Here is a 17,639-nt window from a genome sequence, read left to right as displayed (position 1 = left end):
AAATAGAATAGGAAAGTGGATATAACAAATTTTACCGTAGTTGGTAGGAGGATAATTTTATGGCTAAAAATTTAGAACAATTAGCGGCATTATTGCCAGATGCTGTCACACATGGGCGGCTTGATAGAGAAATTACGGCAGTTGCCCATGATTCCCGCAAAGTAGTTCCTGGCACATTATTTGTCTGCCTGGCCGGCGTTCATGTTGATGGGCATGATTTTATTGAAGACGCTATTAAGCGTGGAGCAGTCGCCGTGCTTGTAGAGAAAGATGTCACAACGTACGGCGATATAACTATCATGAAAGTAGATAATACTCGTGCAGCCATGCAGGCTGTTGTGCCGTATTTTTTTGATTATCCAGGTTACAACTTAAGAATGATTGGCGTAACTGGCACAAATGGCAAAACAACGACCACTTACCTAATTAGAAGCATTTTGCGGCAGGCCGGCTACAAAGTAGGCTTAATTGGAACGATCCAGACATTGATTGACGATAAAGCACTACCAGTTAAAAATACTACACCAGATGTTATTGAACTGCAAAGTACGCTGGCTGAAATGGTTAACAGTGGTATGGAATATGTGGTTATGGAAGTTTCTTCACACGCTCTGGCGCTAGAACGTGTGGCTGGTTGTGAGTTTGACGTTGGTGTGTTCACCAACATGACGCAAGACCACTTGGACTTTCATCAAACATTTGACAACTATATTGACGCCAAAGCGGAATTGTTTCGCCGCTTGAGCCAGCCCAGCAGCAGGAAGTCAGGTAAGACAGCGGTAATCAATTTTGATGACAGTGCAGGCGAAATAATGGCAAACAATTCAGCGTGCTCAGTGATAAGTTATGGGATAAAGTGTTCTGCTGTGTTAACTGCTGACAGCATTGATGTTGAGGCGGCTGGTTCTAGCTTCAGCATCAATGGAGTATTTGGAATTATGTCACTCAAACTTGGTATTACCGGCATGTTTAATGTCTATAATGTGTTGGCGGCAGTAGGGGTGGCTCTGGCAGAAAAAGTTGATCCGGCGATTATCAAACAGGCACTCGAAAGTTTTATCAGTGTACCCGGGCGATTCGAGTTAGTGCACGCCGGACAACCGTTTACTGTCATTGTTGACTATGCCCATACACCAGATGGTTTGGAAAATGTGCTTAAGACGGCTAAGCAGTTTGCCAAAGGCAGGATTATCGTAGTGTTTGGCTGCGGTGGTGACCGTGACCGTACCAAGCGTCCGATTATGGGTAAACTTGCTGCTCAATATGGTGATATAGTGCTGGCGACATCTGACAATCCCCGCAGCGAGGATCCCGAAAAAATTCTGGCAGATATCGAAGTGGGGATTAGGGATGGCTTGAGCAGTATAGCATGTTCGGATAAAAGCTATAAAATAACTCCAGATCGACGTCAGGCCATCACGCAGGCGTTGCAACTGGCTGAGCCGCAGGATGTTATACTCATTGCCGGCAAAGGTCACGAAACTTACCAGATTCTAAAAGACAGAACAATTGATTTTGATGACCGGCAGGTAGCGCGTGAAGTCATTAGGGAGATGAGAATAAATGGCTGATTTTAGTTTAACTGAGGTCTTAAAGGCTACTGGCGGTCGCCTAACTAGGGGGTCAGGTGGCAAGTTTTTCCGAGGAATCTCCACCGATACCAGGACTGTACAGCCTGGCAATTTGTTTATTGCTCTAGTTGGTGAGCATTTTGATGGGCATGAGTTTGTGGCTCAGGCTGTCAGTAAGGGGGCAGTTGGGGTCGTTGTCAGCAGGTCTGTACATCTGCCTGAACAGGCTCAGGTAATAGAGGTAAACAATACCCTGGTTGCCTTGCAGGATTTAGCAAGGTTTCACCGTAAACGGTATTATATTCCTGTAATCGGTGTAACTGGCTCTAACGGTAAAACAACAACAAAAGATATGCTAGCAGCGGTGCTGTCTAGCAGGTTTAACGTGCTTAAGACTGAGGCTAACTTTAATAATGAAATTGGGTTGCCGCTGACTTTGTTAAAACTTGAATCAGGCCATGAAGCCGCCGTAGTTGAGATGGGTATGCGAGCTCAAGGGGAAATTCGTGAGCTGGCCGGGATAGCCTTACCTACCGTGGGCGTAGTCACTAATGTGGGTGAAACCCATATGGAAATCTTGGGTTCAATTGAAAATATTGCTGAGGCTAAAGCCGAACTGGTTGAAGCAATAGTCCATGATGATTTAGTTGTACTCAATGCGGATGATCCCCATGTACGGGCAATGAAAGATAAGTCTCAAGGACGGGTAGTACTTTACGGCTTAAACCCTGGAGCCTTTGTCCGGGCCGAGAACATTACCACTGGGGAAAATGGTGAATGGATCACTACCTTTGACTGCTGCAGCCCACGCGGTACTTTTCCTGTTGTTTTGCATACGGTGGGTACACATAATGTTTATAATGCCTTGGCGGCAATTGCTGTCGGGTGGGAATTAGGATTAAAACCTAGCGAAATAAAAATGGGTATCGGCAGTTTCGTTTCTGGCGCAATGCGGCTTGAGATAAAAAAATATGGAGAGTATACTGTTATTAACGATGTATATAATGCCAGCCCGTTATCTATGGCTGCCGCACTTAATACTTTATCAGATATTAGCAAAGGCCGTAAGATCGTTGTACTAGGTGATATGCTGGAACTTGGTGATGCGGCAATTGAGGCACATCGCCGGATTGGCCGGCAAGCTGCAGAGCAAGGAATTGAGGTTGTACTGACTGTCGGAGAGTTATCAAAGCATATTGCCGCTGCTGCCCATGAGTATGGGGTTACAGTAACCCACGCTTTTACCGGCCACAAGGAGGCGATAGAGGCGTTACGCGGTCTGATGAATCCTGGTGACTATATCTTGATTAAAGGCTCCCGCGGCATGAAAATGGAAACGATGCTGGAAACATTTAACGATACATCGCTGCTATAGCGAGCCAATACAGGAGGTTACCATGCAGGAATTGTTGTATGCTGCCGTGATGGCGTTTGCCATTGCGATAATAGCGGGGCCGCTCATTATTCCCATGCTAAGGCGGCTGAAATTTGGGCAAAGCATCAGACAAGAGGGGCCAGAACGCCATTATGCCAAAGCGGGTACACCCACCATGGGCGGGGTGCTGATTTTAGTGGCTCTTGTTATTCCCAGCCTTGTCTTTGCAGGCAAAAACCCTGAAGTGTTATTAGCCTTATTTGTTACATTAGGCCATGGCTTAATTGGTTTTTTGGATGATTTTATCAAAGTGGTACTTAAACGCTCATTGGGCCTTAAGGCCCGACAGAAATTATTAGGACAAATTATTATGGCTGTGGCCCTTTCCTATATTGCCAGTATTTACTTTGGCCGCGGTACAGATTTATGGATACCTGTTCTGGGGATTAATGTTGACTTTGGGGCCTTATATTATCTAATGATCTTTCTTGTACTTGTCGGTACTACCAATGCGGTTAATCTTACTGATGGTCTTGATGGTTTGGCGGCAGGCACAACAACTGTAGCCGCTTTGGCTTATGCAGTAATCGCTCTTTATTTTGGAAAACCTCATCTGGCTGTTTTTTGCGTAGCTTTGGCTGGAGCGTGTCTGGGGTTTTTACGGTACAATGCGCATCCGGCCAAAGTTTTTATGGGAGATACCGGTTCGTTGGCCCTGGGCGGGGCGCTGGCAGCAGTCGCTGTAATGACCAAAACCGAGTTTTTGCTGGTTATTGTTGGTGGTGTGTTTGTTATTGAAGCGCTGTCAGTCATTATTCAAGTCATCTCATTTAAGTCAACCGGTAAGCGAGTTTTTAAAATGAGTCCAATTCATCATCATTTTGAATTATCTGGATGGTCGGAGACCAAAGTGGTGACCGTATTCTGGCTGACTGGCGCAGTGTTTGCGGCTGTGGCGTTAAGCGTATTGGCGGTGAGCCGGGCAGGAGGTATGTAAAATGAGTAAACAGACAGAATTCGCCAATAAGAATATATTGGTGTTAGGCGCTGGGGTCAGCGGAATTTCAGTAGCATATATTTTGCGGCAGTTAGGCGCACATGTTACTTTAAGTGACGCCAAGTCCGCCGATACAATTAACAAAGATTTTTCTCAATTAAAAGAAGCCGGTGTTGTTTTGGCACTGGGGAATCAGAATGAAGAACTACTGGTCGGTATGGATTATTTGGTAATGTCACCGGGGATATCTATATATATACCCCTTGTTGCCGCTGCTCAAGGGCGTGGGATTACCGTTATGAGTGAAGTAGAGGTGGCGTACCGGCTGAGCAATGCACCTATAGTTGCAATTACCGGTACCAACGGCAAAACAACAACAACAACACTCCTTGGTGAGATGCTTAAGACTACAGGTCATCAGGTATCTGTAGGTGGCAATATCGGTGCAGCGCTGTCAGAGCAGGCACTTGAGACTGGAGCAGATGGTTTTGTAGTTGCTGAAATATCAAGCTTCCAGCTTGAGGGGGCTATCAAGTTTAGGCCACATATTGCGGCAATCCTAAATCTCACCCCAGATCATTTAGATAGACATCATACCATGGCAGTTTATCAGGAAATGAAAGAACGGGTATTTGCCAATCAGCAGGTGAATGATTACTTAATTCTCAACTATGATGATGTCGTTGTGCGAGAGATGGCCAAACGGGCGCCTGGCAAAGTACTCTATTTCAGTCGTCGGCAGCGTCTGGAATCCGGTATTTTTGTTGAAAGCGGAGCGATCAGGCTGAAATGGGAAGGAAAAGTTATTGATATCTGTACCGTTAATGATATTAGAATAAAAGGCGGCCATAATGTGGAGAATGCGTTAGCTGCCTGTGCGATTGCTTATTTTGCTGGAGTCGATCCTGCAAATATGGCTGAAGTTCTCAAAGTATTCCCGGGCGTTGAGCATCGTATTGAGCCTGTGGCTGAGATTGCCGGTGTAGCCTATTACAATGATTCTAAAGCCACTAATCCAGAATCATCAATAAAAGCGCTAGAGGCTTTTCCGAGTCATATTATCCTGATTGCCGGAGGGCGCGATAAGAATACTGATTTAACGGAATTTATGAAGCTAGTTAAAGAGCGGGTTGACCATTTAATTTTATTAGGAGAAGCTCAAGAGCGCTTTGCAGAGTCTGCAGTTCAACATAGTGTGAGAAACATTCATAAAACAGCTTCGTTTGCCGAGGCAGTGACGCTGGCTCACAAATTGGCTCAATCGCCGCACGTGGTTCTTTTATCGCCAGCTTGCGCTAGTTATGATATGTTCAATAATTACGAAGAACGGGGGAACATATTTAAAGATTTAGTGCGTCGGTTAGGTTAAGGGGGGAGCGAGATTGGCAGTTAGACCTAAGTCGCCCGATTATGTCATCTTTTTTGCCATTATTGGTTTGTTGGGGTTTGGGATTGTAATGGTTTATAGTTCTAGTGCGGTTTCCGCGTATGTCAACTATAATGACAGCTACTACTTTCTAAAACGCCAGATGATTTGGGCCACACTAGGATTGCTGGCCATGCTGCTCACAATGAATATTGATTATCACGTTTGGCGCAAACTGGCAAAACCTACTATGATAATTACCCTTATTTTATTAGTGCTTGTCCTCATCCCAGGGTTAGGTAAAGTAGTTAATGGTGCAAGACGTTGGTTGGGTTTCGGTTCATTGTATCTACAACCATCAGAGATCGCAAAATTGAGCATGGTGCTCTTTACCGCTAATAGTTTGGCAAGATCCCAGGATAAAATTGGATATTTTATTAAGGGAGTCGTTCCGCAATTACTAATGCTTTTAGTAGTGTTCGGTCTCATTTTGAAAGAACCAGATTTAGGTACAGCGCTTGTTATCGGCGGCACAGTGTTTATTCTTCTATTTGCTGCAGGTGCTAAATTATCACATTTAGGTTCATTAGGCGCCGTAGGTGTTGCAGGTATAGTTGCTGCCATTATTGCTGAACCATATCGTCTAAAACGGCTGCTGGCATTTAGCGATCCGTGGGCTGATCCGTTAAATAGCGGCTACCATATCATCCAGTCGTTATACGCTATTGGTTCTGGCGGCCTGTTTGGTGTTGGTTTAGGGCGCAGCAGAGAAAAGTTTTTGTATCTGCCTGAGCCTCATACTGATTTTATCTTTGCTATTTTGGGTGAAGAACTCGGTTTTATTGGTACCGCTACTGTGATAATATTGTTTTTTTTATTTGCATGGCGAGGGTTTAAAATTGCTATTTCCGCGCCAGATATTTATGGTAGTTTGTTGGCCGGCGGAATAACGAGTATAATTGTTTTGCAGGCACTGATGAATATTGCGGTAGTTACAGCATCCATGCCGGTAACCGGAATACCATTGCCGTTTATTAGTTTTGGCGGTTCTGCCCTGATTTTTACACTTGCAGGGGTAGGTATTCTCCTCAACGTATCCCAGTATGTCAGCATGAAATGAAGCTAGGGGGCAAACATATGCGACTGATTATTTCTGGCGGGGGAACAGGTGGTCACATCTACCCCGCCATTACTATCGCGAGAGAAGTAGCCAAGTTAACCGATGACTGTGAAATCTTATTTATAGGAACTAAACAGGGGCTTGAAGCTGACATTATTCCCAAAGAAGGGTTTAATTTTTCAACAATAGAAGTGCGCGGACTAGAGCGGCGAATTTCCTGGCAGAACATTCGAACACTATTTAGTACAGCAGGCAGTGTATGGAGTTCAGCTAAAATTATTAAAAGGTTTAAGCCTGATGTTGTTATTGGCACAGGTGGTTATGTGTGCGGGCCAGTGCTGCTTGCTGCCAGTTTGCTCAAAATACCAACCATGATTCAAGAGCAGAATGTTATTCCAGGTATAACTAATAAAATATTATCTCGGTTTGTTGATAAAATTGCCGTAGGATACCAGGAAGCTGAGCGATATTTTGGGAGGTACAAGCCAGAACAGATTGTATTTACTGGTAATCCGATACGGCCTGAAGTGATGTCGGCTGCTCGGAATGAGGGACAAGCAGCACTGGGATTAGACCCAAATAAACTAACCTTGCTGGTAGTCGGGGGGAGCCGTGGTGCTCGCAGCATAAACAATGCTATGTTCGATGTTTATAAACATTTTAACAGGAGTCCACGTATTCAAATATTGCATGTAACAGGACAAAGCGAGTATAATAGCATAGTTGGCAATATTAAACAATCTGGTATAGACCTTTCCAGTGATGGCAATATTATCATCAAACCATATTTGTATAATATGCCTTTAGCCTTAGCGGCCGCTGATTTAGCGATATTCCGAGCCGGAGCTGTGGGATTGGCCGAATTAACAGCTAGGGGAATTCCCGCAATACTTATACCTTATCCCTATGCTGCCGAAAATCATCAAGAATTTAATGCTAGAGTTCTCGAAACCTATGGCGCAGCAAAAGTTTTTCCGGATAAAGAATTAACTGGGGCTAAATTAGCCAATACAATTGAAAATTTAATAGATAATCCGGCCGTACTGTTAGATATGGCAGGAAAGAGCAGAGGGTTAGGTCGGCCTCAGGCGGCAGAAGCAATCGCTCGGTTGGCGCTCAGCCTAGTAAAGCTGCAAAGCAAATAAAAAAGGTAACACCGGATGTGGGCAACGCATACACTAAGGTATGCCAGAGCGGCAGCCGGGTAGTTTTTTAAGCAGCTCTTTCTGCCAGATGCGCTACATCGGAGACGGGGTGCGCAAGAAAGGGGAGAAATTCTGTTGTTAAATGACATCAAAAAAATTCACTTTATTGGTATAGGTGGCTCAGGAATGAGCGCCATTGCTAAAGTCTTGCTTGATTTGGGTTATGCTGTTTCTGGCTCTGATGCGCAAAGATCAGCTGTTACCGCTAAACTTGAGCAGGCAGGTGCAACGGTGTATCTTGGTCATAATTATGAAAATATCGGCGATAGTCAAGCTGTAGTTGTTTCTACCGCTATCCCTGAAATAAATCCAGAGGTTAAAGCCGCGCGGGATAAGGAGATTCCTGTATATCACCGGGCTGATGTACTGGCATTTCTTATGTCCAAACGTCAGGGAATAGCTGTAGCCGGCGCTCATGGCAAGACCACAACCACATCGATGATTGCCCTTATGCTTGAGAAGTCAGGCATTGATCCGACCATAATCATTGGCGGCGAGTTAGAATCAATAGGCGGTAGTGCAAAACTCGGTCATGGCCCATTCTTAGTAGCTGAGGCCGATGAAAGCGATGGCTCTTTTTTGAAACTTTCACCACATATTGCTGTCGTAACTAATATTGAAAACGATCACATGGATTACTACAAGACCATGGATAATATATTACGCACTTTTGATGATTTCCTACATAAGATTGATCCAGCTGACGGATTAGCCGTTCTATGTTTTGATAATGCTTATGTAAGGAATATGGCACCCAAGCTTGAAAGGCGCTATGTATCTTATGCACTTGAACATGATGCAGATTATATCGCGCGTAATATAAAATCTGACGGTCCGGTTACAATCTTTGATGTGTACAACCGAGATGAATTTTTAGGTACGGCTAGAATCTCTGTTCCCGGGATGCACAATGTGGCGAATGCCTTGGCGTCTGTGGCTGTAGGTCTTGAAGTAGGACTAAGTTTTTCGCAAATTGCTGAAGGGCTCAGCCAGTTTCAGGGGGCCAAACGCCGGTTTCAGTCCAAAGGGCGGGTAAACGGTGTTTGGGTAGTGGATGATTATGCCCATCATCCTACGGAGATTACCACAACTTTGCTGGGAGCGCGTCAAACAGAACCTAAGCGGTTAATTTGCGTCTTTCAACCGCATCGGTATACACGTACCCAGTTTTTGCGCCAGGAGTTCGGCAGTGCGTTTGCTCCAGCCGACATGCTGATTCTTACCGATGTTTACTCAGCTGGAGAGCAGCCTATTCCAGGGATTAGCGGTGAGACACTCAAGGATGAGGTTGAACGGCAAACTAATCAGCGCGTTACTTATATACCGGACAAAGATAAAATTGCTCGGTATCTAGCTGAAATTGTTGAGCCCGGAGATTTAGTGATGACTATGGGTGCTGGTAATATTTACTTATCAGGGGAAGAATTAGTTGAAAAGTTAATGTGTCAAGAGTAATGCGTAGTATTTCTATTAGAGATTAGATATATAAAGTTAGAGGGTGATTGTACTTGTCTGGGAGGGAAGACGATGGAGAAATTTATCGTCACAGGAGAAGTACAACTATGTGGCAGTGTCCGAGTAAGCGGGGCTAAAAACGCTACATTACCAATTATGGCAGCAACGCTTTTATGTTCAGGGGTCAGCGTTATTCATGATGTTCCTTATTTGCGCGACATCCAAGCCATGCAGGATATATTGACTCTTCTTGGAGCTAAAATATCCAGGCAAGAACACACGATGTTGATTGATACTACTAATGTAAGCAAGGCCGAGATACCTGAACATCTCATGCGGGAAATGAGGGCTTCGGTATTTTTAATGGGGCCGCTGTTAGGAAGATTTCGTAAAGTCAGAGTTTCTTATCCTGGCGGTTGCGCTATCGGTCCACGACCAATTAATTTACATATCAAAGCTTTAGAAAAAATCGGCGCAAAAGTTGATGAAAGTTTTGGTTTTATTGACGCAGAAGCGGTAGAGTTAACTGGCGGCGAAGTTAATTTTGACTTTCCTAGCGTTGGCGCTACCGAGAATGCTATGATGGCTGCCGTACTAGCTAAAGGAGCAACAGTTATCCGCAATGCAGCGCGTGAACCGGAAATATCTGATTTGCAGGCTATCTTAAATAAGATGGGAGCAAAAATTACCGGAGCAGGTACTGATACCATTAGAATTGACGGCGTTCAAAAACTTGTTCCTACCGAGCATACTGTGATGTGTGATCGGATTGAAGCTGGCACGTTCTTAATGGCAAGCGTGATGACTCGAGGCGATGTTATAGTGGAAAACATTATTCCAGAATACTTATTCTCAGTCACTGATAAACTTCAGGAAATTGGAGCTCAGGTAATTACTGGCAGTGATTCCATTCGGATAAAGGCAGGAGAGCTTAGAGGCGTAGATATTAAGACGCTGCCCTATCCAGGATTTCCAACCGACTTACAGGCGCCAATGCTATCCCTGGTTAGCATTGCCAAGGGGACCAGCATTATTACTGAAACTATTTTTGAAAATCGGTTTAAGCATGTTGACGAGCTTACTCGAATGGGTGCTAAAATCAAAGTGGAAGGTCGTACTGCCATTATTCGCGGAGTTTCAAATTTGACGGGAGCCATAGTGGCAGCTCCTGATCTACGGGCAGGTAGTGCCTTAGTGCTAGCGGCTCTAGCGGCTAAAGGAACATCAGAGATTGAGCAAGTGTATCACATTGACCGCGGTTATGAAAATATTGAGAAAAAACTACAGGGCTTGGGAGCACAAATTGTAAGGGTACCTGGTAGCTAGAGGGGGACTATTTATGAAGAATAAGAAGATTGCAGTTGTCATGGGTGGGCCGTCTGCTGAGCGGGAAGTATCATTAAATACAGGGCGGGCCATTTTGGCGGCACTGCAGGAAAAAGGGTACAATGCCATTGGCATTGATCTGGCCCCCCGGCATTTTGTCGATCAGCTAAAAAAGGAAAAGATTGATTTGGTATTCAATGCTATTCATGGTCTTTATGGGGAAGATGGATTGATCCAAGGTACACTTGAAATGCTAGGAATACCTTACACAGGATCTGGAGTATTGGCTAGTGCTGTAGCTATGGATAAGGCAGTAACCAAGAGGTTATTTACTGCCGCTGGAATACCTACGCCGCGATCACGCCTATATAACAAGCATGATGCCGGGCGTGATTTGGCTAGTGAAATTCTGTTAGAATTTGGCATGCCGGTAGTGGTTAAATCAGCTGCCCAAGGCTCTAGCATTGGTGTTGTAATTGTTGAAGAACCAGCAAATATCGAATTCGCCGTAAAAGAAGCTTTTAAATACAGCGACCACATTGTTGTTGAGGAATTTATTAAGGGGAAAGAGTTGACAATTTCTATATTAGGTACTGACCAGCCAGAAGCACTGCCTATTATCGAGATAGTGCCTGAGTCAGGGCGGTATGATTATAGCTCAAAATACACCAAAGGAGCCACTGAATATATTGTTCCGGCTAGATTAGAGGCTGAGGTTGCCAGCTATGTGCAGCAAGTCGCGCTTGAGGCGTATAAGCTGTTAAACTGCCGCGGGATTGGTCGAGTTGACGTAATGCTTGATAGTAATAACAAACCTTACGTTCTGGAAGTCAATACCATTCCTGGTATGACAGCTACCAGCCTGGTACCTAAAGCGGCAGCCGCTGTCGGCATAAGTTTTGCCGATTTATGTGAGCGGATTCTCCTGATGACCGCTGAGTAGAAGGTGTTTTGGGCAGTGTCGATAGATGCGGCCCAATTTTTTATTTCATTAAAAGACAATCCAGTGTATAATTACTGCAGAAGATGTCCACAGGAGTGATAGTATGCAGACAGCAGAACGCTTGAGAGAGGCTAGGCGGCGGCGGAGTTCTATATTAGCGGTCTGGCTGGCGGCTTTAGCATTGCTGATAGCATTTTTTTTGTTTATTAAATCTCCTTATTTTACCGTTGGAACAGTATTGGTAGAGGGAAATAAGTATATAACAGTTGAAGAAGTGTTACGCGTTGCCGACATCCCCGAAAAGGTAAATATTTTTAGGCTAAAAACTGATAACATAAGGGACAGGCTGATGAATGACCTCCGCGTGGCCGAAGTCAAGGTAGAACGGAATTTCCCTGCTACCATTGCTATTCAGATTAAGGAGCGTCAGCCGCTGGCCTTTGTCGCCAGTCAATATGGTTTTGTCGAAATTGACCGCCAAGGTGTGGTCTTGGCTGCTTTAAAAAATCTAAAGCAGGTAAAAGTTCCGGTTATTACAGGGGTTCGATTGGGAAACGTATATGTAGGTGACCAGGTGAATAATCCTGGGCTTGCCAGTGTCTTAACCTATCTTGCTGCGCTGGATGAAACTGCTCTAAACCAACTGTCTGAGGTTAATATTAAGTCGCCGGACGAGCTTGTTGCATATACGACTGAGTCAGTCTACATCCGTGTGGGCGATAGCCAACGCCTTACAGAGAAGGCAAGGCTGACAGGCGAGATTTTACAGGAAATCTTAGCGAAAAAGATGGCTGTTGAATACGTAGATCTTAATTATACATCGCCGATTATTAAAATACGTGACAGATAAGGGATAATTTGAAAGGAGACGATATTTTGCTACCTATTAAACAAGGGCAGTTTGCGATTGCCCTGGTCTGTGTTGTGTTGGGTATTATGCTGGCGGTACAATTTCGTACCACTCAGGATATTAGATCAAGCATTCCATTCCAACGGGTGGAAGACTTGTCTCAACGGTTGAGCCAGACCGAAAAAGAACGGGACGCGCTTATTAACCAGGTTCAGGAGTTAAAACGTACTTCTGGTGCGGAAGCAGCGTCTAAGGAATTTGAGATGGTAAGGATGGGAGCTGGCGTAGTGGCTGTAGAAGGCCCAGGAATTATTGTAACTATTGATGACAGCAAGCGCCCTTCTAAACCGGGAGAAAACCCCAATTTATATTTAATCCATGATGACGATATCCTAAAAGTCATTAATGAACTTTGGGCCGCAGGCGCGGAAGCAATATCTATTAACGAGCAACGACTGATTGCCAGTTCAGAAGTTCGCTGCGCTGGTCCGACACTGTCGGTAAATAATTCACGTTATTCGCCGCCTTATGAGGTTCGGGCTATAGGAGAGCCGACAACGCTCGAAAACGCGCTTAAAATGCGCGGTGGTGTAATTGAGACATTGCAATTTTGGGGGATTCAAGTAACAATTAAAAAGCAAGATGGAGTAACAGTTCCGGCGTATAAAGGTGCTTTCCGGTTTGAGTTCGCCAAGCCGGTTCAGGAGGGTGGTCGCTAACATGGTATTGCCGATTACCGGGCTTATTATAGGTTTACTTATAGGTATATCTTTTCCTATTACCGTACCACTTGAATATGCCAAATTTATGTCAGTCGCATTACTCGCATCGTTAGACTCAGTATTTGGTGGACTCAGGGCTGGAATTGAAGAAAAGTTTGATAATACTGTATTTATTACAGGATTTTTCACCAATGCACTATTAGCGGCTGGTCTAGTTTATATTGGAGACCGGTTAGGAATTGACTTGTATTATGTATCGCTGTTGGCTTTTGGCCTAAGGATTTTTCAAAATCTGGCCATCATTCGTAGGTATTTCTTAAAGAAGTAGTGTGAAAGCTTTAAAGCCTGTCTGAGCGTGTTCCGGCTTTGAAGCTTTCTTTTGTTAGTTTTTAAAAAAAAGCGCAAATTTTCCGGTTAAAAAAAAGGGAAAATGCTACTTTTGTTGAAGCTATTGGGAAGAAACATAATACTGTGCTGCGAGGGAGTTATGGATAAAAAAACTATATTAGCTATTGATGTCGGCACAGGTATGGTCAAAGTGTTGGCCGGAAGGCAGGAAGCCGATGGCCGTGTAGAACTACTAGGCAGTGGTGCGGCTCCAACCGCAGGATACGCCAGAGGATTCGTCACTGATATTAACGCTTTGGCCCATTCTATCAGACAAGCTGTGGATTGTGTTGTTATGGCAGCTGATTGCCAAACTGCCGGCTCCATTTATCTGGGGATTAGTGGCTCGATGTTTACAGCCCAAAATAGTGTTGGCATCGTTGCACCAGCATCACCTGGAACTGTAACTGGAGCTGATGTGGAGCGTGCTTGTAAAGCAGCTGTTTTTGCAGTTGCAAATGATGAATATGAGGTTCTTCATGTTTTGCCTGCCAAAGAAAATGCAGCCCAGCCAGGAGCTGCTCTTGAAGTAAAAACTCATATTGTGGCAGCTTCTAAAACGCTACTACAGAATCTTACTAACGCACTTAGTGGGAATGGTATCCGCGTGAGCGGTATTGTCGCTGGAGGTATCGTGGCGGCTGAAGGCATGAAGAATGAGTTGCCTGGCCAACCGTCTAACTATATCTTTATAGATATTGGTGCGGGATCTGCAGATATTTCCGTCTATGCTGACGGCCGCCTTTTCTCATCCGCTTCGTTGCCGCTGGGCGGTGACTATATAACCAGTGATTTAATGCAAGGTTTGAGCGTTGGCCGAGCCCATGCTGAGGAGATTAAGCGCTATTATTCTCGGTTGTCTCCTAATTTGCGTAATCAGGGAGTAATATTAGACTGTAATGATTACGGAACGACTGATAAACACATTCCTTTTGACTTTTTGTATGATATTATCGAAAGCAGGGTAGATGAAATTGTGACTTTGGTGTACGATGATCTTAAGCCGCTGATGGACAATCATCTCTCCGACCATGGGCAAGTTTTTGAATCTGTTTATTTAACCGGCGGTTGCGGAGCAATGCCGAGTGTAGCGGCTTGTGCAGCCAAAGTTTTTCAAATACATACCGAAACGGTAAAACCCGAACGCCTGGCTGTTGAATATGTACATCCAGCTAATACTGTGTGTTATGGCATTATAAAACACGGTGCCAAAGTCGCGGCAAGTGAGCTGGCTACCGAACGAAGTGCATGGAACGTGTTTGTTCATAAAGCTAAAAGACTATTGAAAATTTGATAGATATTGAAGGAGGAAAACTTAGTAATGCTGGAATTTGATATGGATTTGGATCAATTTGCTTCGATAAAAGTTATTGGCGTAGGCGGAGGCGGTAATAATGCGGTAAACCGCATGATTGGAGCTGGCCTGCAAGGCGTTGAATTTATTACTGTTAATACAGATGCACAGGCATTAATTGGCTCAGAGGCTGCCTATCGTATTCAGATTGGCGAAAAACTGACAAAAGGCTTAGGCGCGGGAGCTAATCCAGAAATTGGCGAAAAAGCGGCCCAAGAAAGCCGGGAAGATATCATTAAAGTTCTAAAAGGTGCGGACATGGTATTTATCACTGCCGGCATGGGCGGTGGTACAGGTACAGGTGCAGCGCCGGTAGTTGCCGAATGTGCCAGAGAAGTAGGCGCCCTTACGGTTGGCGTTGTGACTAAACCATTTACTTTCGAAGGCCGCAAACGTCAGCAGCAGGCCGAACGGGGAACTGCTAAACTTAAAGAAAAAGTGGATACTCTAATAACCATTCCTAATGACCGTTTATTACAGGTTGTTGACAAGCGCACCTCAATTATGGATGCTTTTAAAATTGTTGATGATGTGCTCCGTCAAGGCGTTCAGGGCATATCTGATCTCATTGCCGTGCCAGCGCTTATAAATCTTGACTTCGCAGATGTTAAGACCATTATGAGTGATGCTGGCTCAGCACTGATGGGTATTGGTTTCGGCACAGGCGATAACCGCTCAATTGCAGCCGTTGAAGCGGCTATCAGGAGCCCTCTTCTGGAAATGTCAATTGACGGTGCTAAAGGCGTGCTCTTAAACTTCACTGGTGGTCCTAACACAACGCTGTTTGAAGTAAATGAAGCGGCTGATATTATTGCTAGGGCAGCAGATCCGGAAGCGACAATTATATTCGGTGCCACCATCGATGAGCGTTTTGAAGATCAAGTGAGGGTAACTGTTATTGCTACCGGTTTCGATCCTAAGCCATTGTTAAAGGCAAGTGAAGGTAGGCATGAAAGTCCGGTTATTGAACCGTTTAAAAGTAGAGACTTAGATATCCCAGCCTGGATGCGCCGCTAGCAGCGGCTAAACAGGACAACAAAAACCCAGCTCTGTTATGAGCTGGGTTTTTGTTGTCTATTTTTGGAATTGTTTATAGGGCAAGAAATTACATAATTTTAAAAAGATGCTTGTTATAATGGGAATAGTGATTTTAGCTGAAGCATATATTGCTATGTAGCAGTTATCTTTATGGAATAAAATTCCACATTAGGAAGGTATAACCAGTGTATATTTATGCTGATATGGTACTATTGATTAATTTCATCATGAATAGTGTCATTTTAGTTTTAACAGCTTATGCTGCAGGAATTACATTTCAGTGGAAACGCTTGTTGCTGGCGTCTTTGATGGGGGGGATCTATGTATTAGCTGGAATATTGCCAGAAATGGCAATGCTGTATACGATTCCAGGAAAGCTGTTGGCCTCAGTAATTATAATCTCATTGGCTTTTGGTTGCAAGTCGTTAAAGATAACATTAATACTTGTCGGTACTTTTTTTATTGTTTCATTTATTTTGGGTGGATCTGTGTTGGGCTGGCTGTATTTTGTTCAGACCGGGGCACCTAACGGTATTACTCATGACATTGATTTATCATGGGGTAATTTAGCGATAGGCAGTGTTATTGCGTTAATACTCATCCTGCTTCTTGTTAAACAAATGCTTGGGAGAATGTATCGTCGCCAGACTTTATATAAAGCAAGAATAGAGTATGGTGGGCGGGCTATAGAGATAACCGGTATGCTTGATACTGGTAATGGACTGTATTCGCTGTTGGGGCACAAACCTGTCGTTCTTTTAACTTGCCAGGCATCACTTCGCCTGCTTAGCTCAGAGGCGGCCGAATTTTTGATCAGAAACAGCCCTGGTGCATGGTTGGCTAATCTTGATCAATGTCAAGATTCAGCCTGGCTAGCAAGAATAGAAATTATTCCCTATCAATCTGTCGGCAGCCGGAATATGATTTTGGGATTTAGACCTGACAGTATTACCGTGGTAACCGAGTATGGCCTGGCTCAGACAGCCAATGTACTTCTCGGTATCTATGATGGCTTATTTACTGGTGATCGTAATTGTCAGGCGCTATTACACCCTGCGCTAATTAATGGGATAAATATGACAAAGGAGGCGGGGATATGCGCATTACCTGGTCGATAGTTAAACTATATGTTAAGCTTAAGGTGATATCATTTCTCCAAGTTATCGGCTGGCTTAAGCCAGACGAAGTATTTTACGTAGGTAGTGCAGAGATTTTACCACCGCCGCTATCAAGCGATGAAGAGGTATTTTTGCTTAATCGTTTACAAAAAGGTGATAAGTCTGTCAAAAGTGTCTTTATTGAGCGGAATCTTCGGCTTGTTGTCTATATTGCACGTAAGTTTGAAAATACCGGAGTAAGTGTCGAAGATTTGGTAAGCATAGGTACGATTGGGCTAATTAAAGCGGTAAACACGTTTGATCCCATTAAAAAAATTAAACTAGCCACATATGCTTCTCGTTGTATTGAGAATGAAATTCTAATGTATTTGCGCCGCAATAGTAAGACTCGGGCTGAAGTGTCGTTTGATGAGCCGCTTAACATTGATTGGGATGGCAATGAGCTGTTGTTGTCCGATGTTTTAGGGACAGATAATGATATAATTTATAAATCTGTTGAAGAAGAAGTGGATAAAACCCTGCTCTATGCAGCCATGAGTAAATTATCAGGACGGGAACGGCGAATTATGGAACTTAGGTTTGGCCTTAATGATGACGGTAATGAGCGCACACAAAAAGAAGTAGCCGATATGCTGGGAATATCTCAATCGTATATCTCTCGGTTGGAAAAAAGAATCATAAAACGTTTACGCAAAGAAATTAGCCGCATGGAATGAATGAAGTGCCCCCTGTCAAGTAGACAGAGCAAAAAAGAAAAGTTTAAGCAGTCTTGGTCCGAAACTCCATCGGACTAAGACTGTTTAATTTTTTTT

The 17,639-nt window shown here is 44.1% G+C and carries 16 protein-coding genes; all 16 read left to right on the top strand.

All coding sequences use genetic code 11. The features are described 5' to 3' along the window. Positions 1-59: 59 nt before the first annotated feature. Positions 60-1,571 (top strand): UDP-N-acetylmuramoyl-L-alanyl-D-glutamate--2,6-diaminopimelate ligase, encoded by a 1,512-nt coding sequence (locus B9A22_RS19715; RefSeq protein ID WP_084577659.1) that lies wholly within the window; start codon positions 60-62, stop codon positions 1,569-1,571. Continuing rightward, entirely contained in the window at positions 1,564-2,946 is a 1,383-nt protein-coding gene (locus B9A22_RS19710; RefSeq protein WP_084577658.1) for a UDP-N-acetylmuramoyl-tripeptide--D-alanyl-D-alanine ligase, read from the top strand. The genes B9A22_RS19715 and B9A22_RS19710 overlap by 8 nt, the downstream gene beginning before the upstream one ends. 22 nt (positions 2,947-2,968) lie before the next feature. Further along, positions 2,969-3,943 carry a phospho-N-acetylmuramoyl-pentapeptide-transferase gene (gene mraY, locus B9A22_RS19705; protein WP_084577657.1) on the top strand — a complete coding sequence of 325 codons (975 nt, stop codon included), beginning with the start codon at positions 2,969-2,971 and terminating at the stop codon, positions 3,941-3,943. Between the two features lies 1 nt (position 3,944). Beyond that, positions 3,945-5,312 (top strand): UDP-N-acetylmuramoyl-L-alanine--D-glutamate ligase, encoded by a 1,368-nt coding sequence (gene murD, locus B9A22_RS19700; RefSeq protein WP_084577656.1) that lies wholly within the window; start codon positions 3,945-3,947, stop codon positions 5,310-5,312. Positions 5,313-5,325: 13 nt separating this feature from the next. After that, complete coding sequence (gene spoVE, locus B9A22_RS19695; protein WP_084577655.1) at positions 5,326-6,429, top strand: stage V sporulation protein E; 1,104 nt, start codon at positions 5,326-5,328, stop codon at positions 6,427-6,429. Between the two features lie 17 nt (positions 6,430-6,446). After that, entirely contained in the window at positions 6,447-7,574 is a 1,128-nt protein-coding gene (murG, locus tag B9A22_RS19690; protein WP_084577654.1) for an undecaprenyldiphospho-muramoylpentapeptide beta-N-acetylglucosaminyltransferase, read from the top strand. 135 nt (positions 7,575-7,709) lie between these two features. Then, the gene (gene murC, locus B9A22_RS19685) at positions 7,710-9,089 is read left to right on the top strand and encodes a UDP-N-acetylmuramate--L-alanine ligase (RefSeq protein WP_084577653.1); all 1,380 of its coding nucleotides are present in this window, start codon (positions 7,710-7,712) and stop codon (positions 9,087-9,089) included. Between the two features lie 72 nt (positions 9,090-9,161). Then, entirely contained in the window at positions 9,162-10,415 is a 1,254-nt protein-coding gene (murA, locus tag B9A22_RS19680; RefSeq protein ID WP_084577652.1) for a UDP-N-acetylglucosamine 1-carboxyvinyltransferase, read from the top strand. Positions 10,416-10,428: 13 nt separating this feature from the next. Next, entirely contained in the window at positions 10,429-11,358 is a 930-nt protein-coding gene (locus B9A22_RS19675; RefSeq protein ID WP_084577651.1) for a D-alanine--D-alanine ligase, read from the top strand. Positions 11,359-11,461: 103 nt separating this feature from the next. Continuing rightward, positions 11,462-12,208, top strand: a complete 747-nt coding sequence (locus tag B9A22_RS19670) for a cell division protein FtsQ/DivIB (RefSeq protein WP_084577650.1) — start codon at positions 11,462-11,464, stop codon at positions 12,206-12,208. Between the two features lie 26 nt (positions 12,209-12,234). Continuing rightward, positions 12,235-12,927 (top strand): DUF881 domain-containing protein, encoded by a 693-nt coding sequence (locus tag B9A22_RS19665; RefSeq protein ID WP_084577649.1) that lies wholly within the window; start codon positions 12,235-12,237, stop codon positions 12,925-12,927. Between the two features lies 1 nt (position 12,928). Further along, entirely contained in the window at positions 12,929-13,258 is a 330-nt protein-coding gene (locus B9A22_RS19660; RefSeq protein ID WP_084577648.1) for a small basic family protein, read from the top strand. Between the two features lie 159 nt (positions 13,259-13,417). Further along, positions 13,418-14,611, top strand: a complete 1,194-nt coding sequence (ftsA, locus tag B9A22_RS19655) for a cell division protein FtsA (RefSeq protein ID WP_176215619.1) — start codon at positions 13,418-13,420, stop codon at positions 14,609-14,611. Positions 14,612-14,638: 27 nt separating this feature from the next. Beyond that, positions 14,639-15,688, top strand: a complete 1,050-nt coding sequence (gene ftsZ, locus B9A22_RS19650) for a cell division protein FtsZ (protein ID WP_084577646.1) — start codon at positions 14,639-14,641, stop codon at positions 15,686-15,688. Between the two features lie 206 nt (positions 15,689-15,894). Beyond that, positions 15,895-16,827, top strand: coding sequence for a sigma-E processing peptidase SpoIIGA (locus B9A22_RS19645; RefSeq protein ID WP_084577645.1), 933 nt, complete (start codon positions 15,895-15,897; stop codon positions 16,825-16,827). Next, the gene (gene sigE, locus B9A22_RS19640) at positions 16,806-17,543 is read left to right on the top strand and encodes an RNA polymerase sporulation sigma factor SigE (RefSeq protein WP_084577644.1); all 738 of its coding nucleotides are present in this window, start codon (positions 16,806-16,808) and stop codon (positions 17,541-17,543) included. Before B9A22_RS19645 ends, sigE begins: the two co-directional genes overlap by 22 nt. The last annotated feature ends 96 nt before the right edge of the window (positions 17,544-17,639 follow it).

Source organism: Sporomusa malonica, from assembly GCF_900176355.1.
Classification (GTDB): domain Bacteria; phylum Bacillota; class Negativicutes; order Sporomusales; family Sporomusaceae; genus Sporomusa; species Sporomusa malonica.
The sequence above is the reverse complement of the archived record's forward strand: the minus strand, read 5'-3'. Positions and strand labels throughout refer to the sequence as shown.